Here is a 13,074-nt window from a genome sequence, read left to right as displayed (position 1 = left end):
ATGCCAAGGGGAATCCCAGCCGTCATGGAACGCGACTCACAGGTGCGCAAGGAAGAAACGCGCGGCGCGCTCCTGGACTTCCTCCAGCTTGCCGGGTTCCTCGAAGAGGTGGGTGGCCCCGGGCACGATGGCAAGCTCGCAAGGCGCGGACATCTGTGCCCGGGCCTGCTCGTTGAGCTCGATCACCGGGCCGTCCTGGCCGCCCACCAGCAGCAGCGTCGGGGCCGCCACTCGGGCGAGCGCCTCGCCGGCGAGGTCCGGGCGTCCGCCACGCGACACCACGGCGACCACCGTATCGGGACGTTCGGCGGCGGCGATCAGCGCGGCCGCCGCCCCGGTGCTGGCACCGAACAGCCCGATGTGCAGCGCGCAGGTCGGCTCGGCGCGGGCCACCCAATCCACCGCCCCGGTCATGCGTCGCCCGATCAGCGGGATGTCGAAGCGCAGCTCGCGAGTGCGCTCGTCGATGACGTTCTCCTCGGGCGTGAGCAGGTCGAAGAGCAGCGTGGCGAGCCCCTGCTCGCTGAGATAGCGGGCCACCTGCCGGTTGCGGGTGCTGAAACGGCTGCTGCCACTGCCATGGGCGAAGACCACGATGCCGCTTGCCCCTTCGGGCAGCAGCAGGTCGCCTTCCAGCGTCGCTTCGGCCACCTCGATGGCGACGCCGCGCTCGGCGATTGCCATGTCGTACCTCCCGATCGCCCGTGCGATCTTTCTCTCTACACCAGTGTAGAGACCCGGCGGCGTGCCTCTCCAGTTCAGGTGCGTCCGCGGCTCTCGCCGGTGGCCAGGGCGCCGGCGATCAGGTGGGCCGTGCGCAAGGGCTCGGGAATGGCGCCGTGGATCGCGGTCTCGCGCAACACCCTGAACGCTTCGTCACGGGAGAGCCCGCAGCGCTGCACGTAAACCCCGCCCAGCGGCTCCATGGGCCCCAGCGCCTCGATCGACGCCCACTTGCGCTCACCATCGGCGATGTGGGCCAGCAGCGCCGCACGCAGGGCCTCGCGGCGCGGCGCCCGGCGCGCCACCACCAGCACCGGCAGGCCCAGCGCAGCGGCGAGCCTCGGCACGTCGATGACGTTGAAGCCGGCCAGCGCGATGCCCTGCAGCAGCACCAGCTGCAGGTGGGCGGCGAACTTCGAATCGCGCACCAGCCGCACCAGTTCCCCCGTGCCGTCGTCGCCGTCGCGGCACACTCGCCCGGTGAGCACGCCCTCCAGGCGCCGCCCCGAATAGACCGCGCCGACTACGGACACCCCGCCACGGTGGTCGCGGGGGAAGGGAGCGTCGTCGAAGCCGACGATATGCGAGAATGTGCGGGAAAGGGAGTTCCATTTCATGATTCAACAGACACTACAGCAGGTCTTCGGGGGTATCCGGATTAAATGGTTGATGGAGCCTCCCTGCTCCCTGAACCCTTAATCCTTCCAGAAGGTTGATAGATCGACACCGTAGTTCTTCTCGGCCTCGCGCCGGCTGGTGCAGTCCCAGATGTGGAAGAACCGCTCTTTGTGCTCATAGGCCTCCAGGTGAAGAATGAAAATAAAACCTGATTACTCATGTTGATCAGCCACCACCCCGTCAGTCTCCCCTATACTGATGTTATGTCCAGTAGATGAGGTGACCTCATGGCACGCAATCCTATCCAGTTCCAGCCCGGCCTGTCGTTGCCGGCGTTTCTCGAGCAGTACGGCACGGAAGCGCAATGCCAGGCAGCCCTCTTCCAGCATCGCTGGCCCAAGGGGTTCGTGTGCCCCGACTGTCGCGGGGGCTCTACCAGTGCCATCGCTGCTATCATCAGACCTCGCTGACTGCCGGTACCATCTTCCATGCCACGCACCTGCCGTTGACCATCTGGTTTCTGGCCATCTATTTGCTGACCCAGCGCAAGAGCGGTATCTCAGCGCTGCAGCTGTCCCGGGAGCTCGGCGTCAGCTACAACACCGCCTGGAAGCTCAAGCACAAGCTGCTGCAGGTCATGCACGAGCGCAACCAAGGAGAGCGGCTCTCCGGCCGCATCGAGCTGGATGATGCCTACCTGGGAGGTGAACGACCGGGAAAGCGCGGGCGCGGCGCTGAGCACAAGTTCCCATTCGTGGCGGCCGATGAGGAAGGCCACCCACTGCGTGTTCAGCTTCTCCGCGTGAGCGGCTTCACCCTCACCGAGATCCGTCGCTACGCCCACCAGGCTATTGCCCCTGGGAGCCATGTCATCAGCGACGGCCTCGGGTGTTTCCGAGCCTTCGACACACCCCTCTACGTCCATGACTGCCACATCACCGGGGGTGGGCGTGCCAGTGTGGAGAACCCCGAGTTCAACTGGGGTCAACACCCTGCTGGGCAACGTCAAGAACGCGATCACCGGCACTTACCATGCCATCCGCGGGCAGCATGCCCATGCTACCTGGCCGAGTTCGAGTACCGATTCAATAGACGCTATGACCCCTGAATTCAAGCAATAAGCGCAGCACCTGCGGTATCCAGGGCTCCTGAGTATTCCCCCAGAAACACCTGTGCCAGTGTTCGATAGCCGAGCCGTTTTCGCGGGCGGTCATTCAGCTTCTTGACCACCCGGCGCAACTCGACATCGGTGACCTGGCGGAAGTCTGTTCCCTTGGGAAAGTACTGCCGTATCAGGCCATTCGTGTTCTCGTTGGTCCCACGCTGCCCGGAACAATAGGGCTTACAGAAGAACGTCGCTGCCGTCACTGCCTTGGCTACGGCTTGGTGCTCGGCGAATTCAGAGCCATTGTCCAGCGTGATGGTCTGGACCGCTCCCCGACGAGGCTTCAGTAGGCGGATCATGGCCGCTTTCGTCAGCCCCGCCGAGACCTTGGGCAGCCGTGCCGCCAGAAGATAGCCGCTACGCCGCTCCACCAGCGTGACCAGGCCTGATTGCTTGTGCCCCTGAATCACGGTGTCGCCCTCCCAGTGACCGATGAAGCGCCGGTCATCGACCTCAGCCGGTCGGTGCTCGATGCCAACCCGGTTAGGGATCTTGCCCAGACCAGCGCTCTTGGCCTGGGCACGGTGCTTGCTGCGACGCTTGGGCTGACGAAGATGGCGCCAGAGGTCGCCACCCAGTGCCTTGTCGTCCCAGATCAAGGAATAGATCCACTGATGACTGACGCCTACGCCCGCCAGGGGCGCGATGAAGCCGCTGATCTGCTGTGGGCTCCACTCTTCACGCAGCCGGCCGACAACGGCGGTGATCATGCTCGGTAAGCGCTTCGTCCACTTCCAAGAGGTACGGCGCCGGTGATCACTGACGGCCTGGGCCTGCTCGGGATCGTAGCCACCGGAGGTGGCGTTGCGGCGCAGCTCACGACTGATCGTGCTGCTGTGGATACCCAGCTCCCTGCCGATCTGTCGCTGGCTGATGCCCAGGTCATAGCGGGCGTGTGGATCTGGTATCGTTGGGTCTGGGTCAGCTGTCGGTATCCCATGCTCTGCATCACTTTGGCCGGTGAGCCGAGAAGGGTACCGGCGCTGGCCCTCCTGCTTCCACCGTGGTGACCAAAGTGCTGCGGTTATTCTATGAATCCAGGACCCTCAAGGCCATGATACCGCGTTTTTCACGGTGGCGTCGAAAACACCGCCAATGCCGTATCGGTTCCTGAAGATAGCTGACTGTTATGCGTAATCAGGAAATAAAATATCATCCTAAATCCATGCAAAAGCATGCAGATTTTTTTCACTTTCTGACCAACTCTCTCAATAAAGAATCATCCTAATTCAAAGGAAACTAACTCGATAATCACCAATTAATGAAAATAAAGTTTCATCCCAAAACCCTCTCAACGATTCAATGCTAGGGAAACGGTGCATAAACCCTGCTGTAGCTGTATGGCAGCCGTCGGCGAGGAAAAAACTGGTCTCCCTCTTATCCATTGACTAGGCCACCCTATGAAGCAGATCTCGTATTGCTGAGACTGATGGTCTTCGACTGCGCCATCGGGGGTGGTCTCCAGTCGCAAGATTCAGCGAGCTATCTATGACTCGGCGGCCTTACGCTAACAGGCCGCCAACACCCACCCGGCCCATGACATACTGGCTACCTTTCGCCGCCGCTTACTACCGGAACTGGAACAGCTTTTCGTACAGGTGCTGCTGGCCCGCGAAATGAAGCGACTCAAGTTCGGCACCATCGCCTTGGACGGGACTGAGTTCAAGGCTGACGCCAGCAAGCACAAGGGGCTAACGTATGGTCACACCAAGAAGCTGGAGGCGCAGTTCAGGGCGGAGGTGAAAGCGCTGACAGAGAAGGCCGCGTTAGCGGACAGGGAAGACACAGCGACGGCATGCTTGCTGGCCTGGCGATCAGCCCCAAACTGATTGTAGCGTCCGCCGTACCGCACCTGCTGTTTGTAACTGGAACACTGAGGAGGGCGCTTGCCCATGCGCGACTGGATGGAACGGCAGCAATCCTGGATTTATCTGATCTTCATCCTGGCGGGTCTGGCCATCGGGTTGGATCAGCCTGATGTGACATCCCGGCTGGAAGCCTTCCTCTGGCCACTGCTCGGCGGTCTGCTCTATGCCACCTTTACCCAGGTGCCGCTGACGCGAATCGGCCAGGGCATGAAGGATTGGCGCTTCCTGGCGGCCCTTCTGCTCGGCAACTTCGTGGTGATCCCCCTCGTCCTGGGCGGGCTGATGGCCTTCCTGCCCGTGTCGTCCGCTTTGCAAGCCGGCGTGCTGTTGGTGCTGCTCGTTCCTTGTACCGACTGGTTCATCAGCTTCACCCACCTCGGCAAAGGCGATGCCGGCAGGGCCATTGCCGCCGCGCCGGTGCTCCTGCTCGCGCAGCTGCTGGCCTTGCCCGCCTATCTCTGGCTCTTTCTGGGCGCGGAGTGGCTTCAGGCCGCGATCAGCACCCACCTCCTCGGCGCGTTTGCGGGGCTGATTCTCACCCCCTTGGTCCTGGCCTGGGTGACCGAGCGTTTGGCCGAGCGTCATCTCAATGCCAGACAGTGGGTGCATGGCTTGGGCATGCTGCCCGTGCCGCTGCTGGCACTGGTGGTCTTCGTCATCGCGGCATCACAGGTGGCGGCCGTGACCGGCCTCAGCGGGGTGTTGCTGCAAGTGCTGTTGATCTTCGTCGCCTACTTGATCTTCGCCGCTTTCCTGGGCAAGACCCTCGGTAGACTGTTCCAGCTCCCCACGCGCTCGGCCAGAACCTTGACCTTCAGCTTCGGCACCCGCAACTCCTTCGTGGTGCTGCCCATCGCCTTGGCGCTGCCCGAGGCCTGGCAAGCCGCCGTGGTGGTCATCGTCTTCCAGTCGCTGGTCGAACTTTTCGGCATGGTGGCCTACCTGAGATGGGTGCCGGGCAAGTTGATCCCGGAGCCCTCTCACACATAGCCCTTGCAGCTATCTGACCCAATTTCCAGGAGTGAAAGGTGATCGAACGTGGTGTTCAGCTGCCTCAAGGCGCAACGACGAACCTTGCACCGTACTCCTAGGCAAGCCCCCATCCCGATCCCCGACGGAAGATAGGGGCGATGGACGGTGACTACTCAGGCACCGCTGGCAAGCCTTTCGAGGTCAGCAACCACGGCCTCCATGGGGTCGCTATCGCGGATCAGCAGGCGCGCCTCTCCCTGGGCATTGAAGGCGAAGACAGCGCTGGAATGCGACACATCATAGTTGCCGTCGCTGTCTTCTTCGCCATACCCGTAGGTCACTCGATAGCGGCGTGTCAGCTTATCGAGTGCCGCTTTATCCCCCGTGAGGCCGATGAACCGGGGGCCGAAGGCGTCGGTGTAGCTATCCAGCGTCTCGGCGTCATCGCGGCGAGGATCCACCGAGACGAAGAGCACCTGGATTTCATCGCGCGCGGTCTCATCCATGCGTTGAGTGGCCGCGTCGAGACGCGAAAGGGTGGTCGGACAGACATCGGGGCAATGGGTGAAGCCGAAGAACAGCAGCGTCGTCTTGCCGAGGAACTGATCGGCGCTCACCGTACTCCCGTTCTCGTCGATGAGTTCGAACGCCAGGGAAGGCATCAGCCCCGAGATATCCTTGGTCTGCCAGTCTGGATCGCTGCAGCCCGCAATCCATAGCGTCACGAATAGTGCCATGATGCATCGGCGCATCCTGCTCCCCCTACTGTGTTGTCGGCGCCACGGCGCGGAACGTGGCACGCTGTCGCTGATCGCCGGCGAAATGAAGAGTCACCTCGACGTCGTCACCAACGGCGAGGGGGCGAGCCCGCTTCATGAGCATGAGATGGTAGCCACCCGGGGCAAATTCGACCTGCTCCCCCGCCGCCAGCACCAGCTGGGCGACGGGCTCCATGCGGGTGACGCCATCCTGATTGACACTGCGGTGCATCATGACATTACCGAAAGCGGGACTATCCGCTCCTGTCAGGGTGACGCCCTTTTCGCTGGTATTGATGAGGGTGAAGTAGCCTGCCGCGGGCAGGTCCCCGGGCAGGAGCCTAAGACGCGCCTCGCTGACCTCCAGTTCGGCAGCCGCCAGCGTGCCGGACGTCGCGATCAGCAGCAGGAAGGTCGAGCACCAGGGTTTCGCTAGTCGCGGCAGACTAGGGTGTGGCGTGAGAGACATCAGCGGCATCCTCCTTGCGGGCATCACGGAACAGAAAGCTGAGAATGATCAGAACCCCGATGGCACTCATCATCGTGGCCGGTACCCAAGTCAACAGGCCACCGAGGAGCTGGTCAGTCAGAGGGTCCAGCGGCCAGGCGCGCCCGCACACCTCATAGACATCGAAAATGACATTTTTGCTAAAGACGATATAGGCCCCCAGCACGATCTGCGGCGGAATCACCACCAGCAGGATGGCGATGCGTTTGCCGTAACCGAGGCCGCCCTGCTGCGGCGTGCGGCGATCCAGGATCAACCACCAGAACAGCAACCCATCCAGCGCCATGCTCCAGTTCATCACTTGATACAGGTCGGTACTCAGCATCGCATCGAAGTGGACCTCGGGAATCAACCAGAAATAGATCAGCCCGACGAACAGTACGGGAGCGATCAGTGGATGCTGAAGCGTCCGGTATACGGGGCGCAGCAGGCGCGCGACCGGCCTCCATCCTGAAAAGTGCCTGATTCGGGTCGGCAAGCCGTCTGTCAGTACCGGCAGGGGGGCGGCCAGGGCAATCAGGAAGGGACCGGCGTGATGCAATACCAGATGCTGTGCCCGGTGGGTAAAGAACATGTACTGGGCGAGGTAGTCGTAATGGGTCTGGGTGACGCCATAGATGGTGGCGACACCCAGCAGGTAGGCAAGGACTCGGCCTGCGCCGGTGGCCTCGCCTCGCCGTCGGCGCTGCCGGAGGCCACGCAGGTAGAGCGCGATGGCCAGCAGGCAGGCCCCCGACCAGGCCAGCGAGAACTCCCACGGCAGCAGGTAGCCCAGAGCAACGTCGAGGTCGATAGCCCTTCCCTCCCCAGAATCGGCATGCCAACGGTGAGACTAGGAGCCCAACGTGGCATGCGGCAAGGTGGGACTATAAACGCAGATGAAGCCAGAGCCCGCACCTCGGTGCCTGGGAGGCGAGGAAGGCCGCGCCCCAAGGCACGGCACCAGTTCAGTAGTTGGGTATACCGCCAACGCGCCGCCAGTGACCCTGCACAGGGCGATAGGTCCTGTATCAGCCACGCCTGAAGTCAACATCACGAGACTGACAGGACCCGCCATGTTGTCGTCGTCATGGCCTGCGCAGCGCAATTTCTGCGTAGATACCCTGGTAGTCAGGGTCAGGTGTTTTATCTGGCTCCGGCTCCGGCTTGGGATTCAGGGCTACCATGCGACCGCTGGGGTCATCCAACAGGCCACGAAGCTGTTCATAATCGAAGCTCCAGCCCTCGGCCTTGCGCTGGTTGAGGCGTGTGACGGTCTCTACCAACGTGGACATGCTGTGCCCCTCCCCCTCCAGAGGCGGGAATGCCTGAACCAGCGGTTGCCCTTCATGCCAGCCGATCTTGATGGGCTGGTTGACGATTCGGACCTGGGTGCCGGCGGGCACGCGGTCGAAGATCGACTCGATGTCCCCAGGGAACATGCGAATACAGCCACGACTGGCACGCATGCCGATACCATCCGGCTGGTTGGTCCCATGGATCAAGTAGCCATCGAAACCCAGGATAATGGCATGGTCTCCCAGCGGATTGTCCGGGCCTGGTGGCACCACGCTGGGCGCCTCTTCACCGCGTGCCCTGGCTTCGCGCTGAACCGACTCGGGTGGGTACCAGGCGGGGTTCTTAATGTTCATGGTGGTCTTGGTCACACCGAGGGGAGTATCGAAGCCCTCGCGACCGATGCCGATAGGATAGGTCTCGACACGTGATGTCTCGTCGTCATCCACCTCGGGATAGTAATAAAGGCGCAGCTCGGCGATGTTGATGACGATGCCAGTGCGCTCTGTGGCGGGCAGGATGAAGCGCCCGGGTATGGTCACCTCGGTACCCTCGCCGGGAATCCAGATGCTCACGTCCGGGTTGGCGCGCACGATCTCCCTGTACCCCAGGTTGTGTCGCCTGGCGATATCGAGCAGGGTATCTTCTCGATCCTCCACCGTTATGCGGTAGGTGTCGCCGATCACATTGCCTTCTTCAGGCAGCGGATAGTGACCGCGGGGCCACTTGTTCTCCTCCTGGGCCTGAGCAACGCCGATGAGCGCGAGCCAACCGGCCATCACAGCGATCAGTATGCTGGTTCGACGTTGCCCCAACAGTGGTTTCTCCAGAGCACCTGAATGAAATGTCGACAAGGCCATTACGCTCTTCCTTTTTCGCCGGGTGTGTTGTCAATCGACCGATGTAGGTTGCGTTTCCACCCAAGTAGAGTCAGCAGTGCGGCCAACAGCCAAGCGGGCCAGCTACCGGTTCGGGTGAAGGGGGTGAGGCCCTGCATGGGCAGTACCTCGCCGCGAAGGCTCGTCGCCTGGAACTGTGGTGCGCGGGCCGTGACACGGCCCTGAGGATCGACGATGGCGGTCACGCCGTTGCTGGTGGCGCGGATCAGGTATCGGCCATTCTCCAGCGCACGCAGGCGGGCCATCTGCAGATGCTGCAGGGGGCCGATGGAGCGGCCGAACCAGGTGTCGTTGGAGACCGTCAACAGTAGCTCGGCATCGCGCGCCTGCTCGGCGACCCGGTCGGCATAGATAATCTCGTAGCAGATGGCGTTACCGATGGTGGTTCCGGCGGCGTGGATCGGCCCCTGAGCCGCGGCCCCGGGGGTCATGGTCGGCATGGGCAGGTCGAAGAAGGCGATAGTGCCGGCGAGCAGGCGCTTCAGCGGCAGGTACTCGCCGAAAGGCACCAGACGCACCTTACGATAATGGCCCTCGGCGTTACCCAGGCCGATCACGCCGTTGTAGTTGTTGCCGCCGTCGCGCTGCAGGATGCCTGTGAGCAGGGCGGTGTCGGGCGACAGTTTGGACTGCACCCGCTCCAGTATGGGCCGCGCGTTCTCCTCGAACATCGGCAAGGCCGCCTCGGGCCAGACAATCAGGTCGAGGTCGTTGGACTGGGCAAGGGTCAACACCGTGTAGATACTGGCCGCCTCACGCTGGCCCTCGGGCGTCCACTTGATCGACTGGTCCAGGTTGCCCTGCAGCAGGGCGACTCCCAGCGGCTCGCCGGCCGGGAAGGTCCACTGGGCCGGCAGGGCCAGGGGAGTCAGCCAGAGAGCGGCGATGGGCGCCGCGGCCCACCAGCGGCGGCGCAGGAGCTCCACGCCCAGGGTGCCGGTCAGGGCGGTGATCAGCGACAGGAGATAGACGCCGCCTACCGGGGCCCAGGCCGCCAGCGGCGAGTCCACCTGAGAGGTGCCCAGCAGCAGCCAGGGAAACCCGGTAAACAGCCAGGTGCGCAGCCACTCGCTGAGTACCCAGGCGCCGGCGAAGCTGAGGAAGGCCAGGCGTGGGCCCGTGACGCGGCGATAGAGCCAGAAGGGCACGGCATAGAACAGCGCCAGGCTGGCCACGAACACACCGGTGAGGAAGAGCGCCAGGAGCGCCCCCGTATCGCCATAGTCGTGGATCGCGACGAAGACCCAGGAGGTACCGGAGCCGAACAGGCCCACGCCATAGCACCAACCGCGGAGGGCGGCTTGAGCGGGTGTCAGGGCATGGATGCCGACATAGACCAGGGCCACCGCCACCGGGCCCAGCCACCACAGCGTGAAGGGCGCGGCACTAAGGGTGGTCAACCCTCCGGCGGTCAGGGCCAGCAAACAGCCGAGGACCGGAGAGAGCCGTCCGAAAAGCGTCATGTCCCGGACTGGCGGGTTCTGTGCATCCATGCCGTCACTCGGACAACCTGGGGGAGGGACGTTCATGCAAGGCCGCCATCGCAAAGGTAATGACACCCAGGAACAGGGCGATATCCGCCAGGTTGAAGGCGGGCCAGTGCCACTCTCGCCAGTAGATGTCCAGGTAGTCCACCACATACCCTCGCGCCAGGCGGTCGATGCCATTACCCAGCGCGCCACCCAGCATCAAGCTGTACCCCAGCGCCTCCAGGCGGGGCCTGGGCCTGCACAACAGGAACGTCAGCACGATAGCCGCTATTCCTGTCAGGCAGAGGAAGAGGTAGCGCTGCCAGCCACCTGAATCGGCGAGGAAGCTGAAGGCTGCCCCCGTGTTCCACCAGTGGCCCCAGTTGAAGAATGGGGTCAGCGGGTTGGCCTGGCCATACGGCATCAGCGCCTGTACCAGCCCCTTGATGGCCTGGTCGGCCAGGCCGACCAGGCCCGCCAGTGCCAACCAGTACCGACTCTGCGGCGCCATCGCTATCCGTTTCGTTCTCATGACGTGGCTGCCTGGTAGCGCGGGCTTGCCGAGCCGCTCATGGCGGTCCCTGGTGAGAAGCGATAGCCCAGCAGCCGCATGGCGTTCAGGGTCACCAGCACGGTGGCACCGGTATCCGCCATCACCGCGATCCACATGCCGGTGATGCCCAGCGCCGTGGTCACCAGGAAGATAGCCTTCAGGCCCAGCGCCAGGGCGACGTTGGTCTTGACGTTGCGCAGCGTGGCCCTAGACAGGTCGATCAGCTCGGCGATGCCGGTGACGCGGTTCTTGAGCAGGGCCGCATCCGCCGTTTCCAGTGCCACGTCGGTGCCGCCGCCCATGGCGATGCCGACATCGGCCGCCGCCAGTGCCGGGGCATCGTTGATCCCGTCGCCCACCTTGCCGACCGGCCCGCGTCCGGTGGCCTGCCATTGCTGCACGCGCCGGGCCTTGTCCTCGGGCATCAGCTCGCCATGGGCCTCGATGCCCAGCGAGCCACCGATGGCAGCGGCGGTACGCGCATTGTCACCACTGAGCATGACGGCCTCGACGCCGAGACGTGACAGGGCGGCGAGCCCCTCCCGGGCGTCCCCACGCGGCTCATCGCGAACGGCGATCAGCCCCAGCGGACGCTCACTCTCGACCAGCAGGGCGAGACTCTTGCCGGCATGTTCCAGCTCGGCAATTCGGGCACGCAGACCGTCATCGAGAGCGGTCGGCGCTGTCAGGTGACGGGGGGAGACCAGGCTCAGCTCACGCCCCTCGATCCAGCCGGTGACGCCACGTCCCGAAAGGGCGCGGTTACCGTTCGCCTGGGGGATGGAAAGGCCCAGCTTCTGCGCGTGCGAAAAGATGGCCGTGGCGATGGGATGACTGGAGTCCCGCTCCATCGCCGCTGCCAGCCTCAGTACCTCGTGCTCGCCTTGGTCGGTGGCCCAGTTCTCCACGTCGGTGACCTGGGGAGTGCCGGCGGTGAGGGTGCCAGTCTTGTCCAACGCCACCGTTCGGAGCTTGCCCAGCTGTTCGAGTACCGCGCCGCCCTTGATCAGCAGGCCCCGCCGGGCGCCCGTCGAGAGGCCGGCAGCAATCGCCGCGGGGGTCGAGATCACCAAGGCACAGGGGCAGGCGATCAACAGCAGGGCCAGGGCGCGATAGACCGATTCCGACCAGGCCATGGTCGAGACCAGCGGCGGCACCACCGCCATCAGCAGGGCGAGCCCCACCACCGCCGGCATGTAGTAGAAAGCGAAGCGATCGATGAAGCGGGCCACCGGTGCCTTGGCGGCCTGGGCCTCCTCCACCAGGCGGATGACCCGCGCGATGGTGTTGTCCTCGGCGCCGCGGGTTACCTCCACCTCCAGGGCGGCATCGAGGTTGACCGTGCCGGCGAAGACGTCGTCACCCGGGGCACGCGAGCGGGGCACCGACTCTCCGTTGATCGGTGACTCATCCACATCGGACTCACCAGCCAGGATACGCCCATCGCAGGGGACACGGTCGCCCGGCCTTACCAGTACCCGCTGGCCAGGTGTGAGCGTGGCGGCCGAGACCTCCCGGGCATCCCCATTCTCCATCAATCTCGCGGTAGACGGCGTCAGATCGGCCAGGGCCGAGATGCTGCGTCGCGCCCGTGAGGCGGCCACGCCCTCCAGCAGTTCGCCCACGGCGAACAGGAAGACCACCACTGCCGCCTCGGCCGCGGCATCGATGGCCAGGGCGCCCAGGGCGGCGATACTCATCAGCATCTCGATGGTGAAGGGGTTGCGCATTTTCAGTGCGCCCCAGGCGCCCTGGGCGATGGGCATCAGGCCCACCAGGGTGGCGGCGACAAAAGGCCAGCCCCCCAGGACCGGCCAGGTCATGCGAAGGACCAAGGCCAGAGCCAGCAGCCCCCCCGTGACGAGCACCAGGCGCCCCTTGGCGGTCTGCCACCAGGAGTCCGGCGTGGTAGTGGATTCACTTTCCTCATCCTGGTCGACGAGGCGGTAGCCAAGCTCAATGAGAGTCTCCTCGATCGACTCATGCGAGGGCGTCGAGTGCTCATGAAGCTGGATCGTGACCGAGCCGGTAACCGAGCTGGCCGACACCTCCTTGATGCCCTCCAGGCGGCCCAGGGCGGCCTCGGCCTTACGCTCGCAGCCGCCGCAGTCCATGCCCTCGACGCGGAGCTTCAAGGCAGGCGAATCCTCAAAGTGTGTCGATTTCTCCATGGTGTGACTCCGTGGGATGATGTATTATTCGACAGCATAAACCCTGTAGCAACTACAGCTTCAAGCTCCATCGGTTACAGCCTGAAGGGCTGTTC

The 13,074-nt window shown here is 63.8% G+C and carries 12 protein-coding genes and 2 pseudogenes; 4 read left to right on the top strand and 10 right to left on the bottom strand.

Annotation, left to right across the window (positions count from 1 at the left end; genetic code table 11):
- Positions 1-36: 36 nt before the first annotated feature.
- Together BLP96_RS09030 and BLP96_RS09025 are read right to left on the bottom strand one after the other, a co-directional pair.
- Positions 37-684 carry a dienelactone hydrolase family protein gene (locus tag BLP96_RS09030; protein WP_089685316.1) on the bottom strand — a complete coding sequence of 216 codons (648 nt, stop codon included), beginning with the start codon at positions 682-684 and terminating at the stop codon, positions 37-39.
- A gap of 74 nt (positions 685-758) precedes the next feature.
- The gene (locus tag BLP96_RS09025; RefSeq protein WP_089685315.1) at positions 759-1,340 is read right to left on the bottom strand and encodes an endonuclease dU; all 582 of its coding nucleotides are present in this window, start codon (positions 1,338-1,340) and stop codon (positions 759-761) included.
- Positions 1,341-1,628: 288 nt separating this feature from the next.
- Here BLP96_RS09025 and BLP96_RS20335 point away from each other — a divergent pair, with 288 nt between their 5' ends.
- Together BLP96_RS20335 and BLP96_RS09020 are read left to right on the top strand one after the other, a co-directional pair.
- A complete protein-coding gene (locus tag BLP96_RS20335) occupies positions 1,629-1,811 on the top strand; it encodes a transposase (protein WP_245682209.1) in 183 nt (60 codons plus the stop codon).
- Entirely contained in the window at positions 1,751-2,449 is a 699-nt protein-coding gene (locus BLP96_RS09020) for an IS1595 family transposase (RefSeq protein ID WP_245682208.1), read from the top strand. The genes BLP96_RS20335 and BLP96_RS09020 overlap by 61 nt, the downstream gene beginning before the upstream one ends.
- Positions 2,450-2,451: 2 nt before the next feature.
- On the opposite strand, the pseudogene BLP96_RS09015 reads toward BLP96_RS09020, so the two are convergent.
- Positions 2,452-3,446, bottom strand: a pseudogene (locus BLP96_RS09015) (IS30 family transposase).
- Positions 3,447-3,954: 508 nt separating this feature from the next.
- Here BLP96_RS09015 and BLP96_RS20330 point away from each other — a divergent pair.
- Positions 3,955-4,299: pseudogene (locus BLP96_RS20330) on the top strand (transposase); the annotation flags it as partial.
- A gap of 99 nt (positions 4,300-4,398) precedes the next feature.
- Positions 4,399-5,364: an arsenic resistance protein gene (locus BLP96_RS09005; protein ID WP_089685313.1), complete on the top strand. Its 966-nt coding sequence runs from the start codon at positions 4,399-4,401 to the stop codon at positions 5,362-5,364.
- A 155-nt stretch (positions 5,365-5,519) separates the two neighbouring features.
- On the opposite strand, the gene BLP96_RS09000 is transcribed toward BLP96_RS09005, so the two are convergent.
- From BLP96_RS09000 to BLP96_RS08970, 7 genes are all read right to left on the bottom strand, one after another.
- Positions 5,520-6,083, bottom strand: coding sequence for an SCO family protein (locus BLP96_RS09000; RefSeq protein WP_245682207.1), 564 nt, complete (start codon positions 6,081-6,083; stop codon positions 5,520-5,522).
- Between the two features lie 25 nt (positions 6,084-6,108).
- A complete protein-coding gene (locus tag BLP96_RS08995) occupies positions 6,109-6,573 on the bottom strand; it encodes a copper chaperone PCu(A)C (protein ID WP_089685309.1) in 465 nt (154 codons plus the stop codon).
- Positions 6,551-7,315: a cytochrome c oxidase assembly protein gene (locus BLP96_RS08990; RefSeq protein ID WP_240894221.1), complete on the bottom strand. Its 765-nt coding sequence runs from the start codon at positions 7,313-7,315 to the stop codon at positions 6,551-6,553. Before BLP96_RS08990 ends, BLP96_RS08995 begins: the two co-directional genes overlap by 23 nt.
- Positions 7,316-7,679: 364 nt before the next feature.
- Positions 7,680-8,666, bottom strand: a complete 987-nt coding sequence (locus tag BLP96_RS08985; protein WP_170293783.1) for a L,D-transpeptidase family protein — start codon at positions 8,664-8,666, stop codon at positions 7,680-7,682.
- An 80-nt stretch (positions 8,667-8,746) separates the two neighbouring features.
- Positions 8,747-10,279, bottom strand: a complete 1,533-nt coding sequence (gene lnt, locus BLP96_RS08980; protein WP_245682206.1) for an apolipoprotein N-acyltransferase — start codon at positions 10,277-10,279, stop codon at positions 8,747-8,749.
- Positions 10,280-10,283: 4 nt separating this feature from the next.
- Positions 10,284-10,766, bottom strand: coding sequence for a signal peptidase II (gene lspA, locus BLP96_RS08975; RefSeq protein ID WP_240894127.1), 483 nt, complete (start codon positions 10,764-10,766; stop codon positions 10,284-10,286).
- Between the two features lie 17 nt (positions 10,767-10,783).
- Positions 10,784-12,979 carry a heavy metal translocating P-type ATPase gene (locus tag BLP96_RS08970; RefSeq protein ID WP_089685299.1) on the bottom strand — a complete coding sequence of 732 codons (2,196 nt, stop codon included), beginning with the start codon at positions 12,977-12,979 and terminating at the stop codon, positions 10,784-10,786.
- Positions 12,980-13,074: the final 95 nt, after the last annotated feature.

The organism is Billgrantia gudaonensis (assembly GCF_900100195.1).
Taxonomy (GTDB): Bacteria; Pseudomonadota; Gammaproteobacteria; order Pseudomonadales; family Halomonadaceae; genus Halomonas; species Halomonas gudaonensis.
Note: the sequence above shows the minus strand (reverse complement) of the source record. Positions and strands in the feature narration are given on the sequence as shown.